Annotated in this window: 1 protein-coding gene; it reads left to right on the top strand. The window is 65.2% G+C overall.

Annotated elements, in window-relative coordinates:
• Positions 1-233: hypothetical protein (locus R0J87_RS25060; RefSeq protein WP_498889732.1), on the top strand; the 233-nt coding region annotated here is incomplete at both ends.

Raw genomic sequence — 233 nt, 5'->3', positions numbered from 1 at the left:
CCAGGGCGACTCCTTCGGCCTGAACGCCAACGGCATGCCCTACACCGGCTCGCCGATCTCGGTGGACACCATCGTCGCCTACGACATCAAGGTCAGCGACTACGACGTCGCCCAGGATGCGGTCGGCGCGACGATCAACGCCGTCACCAAGTCCGGCACCAACGAGTTCCATGGCTCGGCGTACTACGTCTACAAGGACGCCGGAAGCATGGTCGGTTCCCGCGACGGCGAGG

Source organism: Halomonas sp. SIMBA_159 (genome assembly GCF_046536035.1).
GTDB lineage: Bacteria > Pseudomonadota > Gammaproteobacteria > Pseudomonadales > Halomonadaceae > Vreelandella > Vreelandella venusta_A.
Note: the sequence above shows the minus strand (reverse complement) of the source record. Positions and strands in the feature narration are given on the sequence as shown.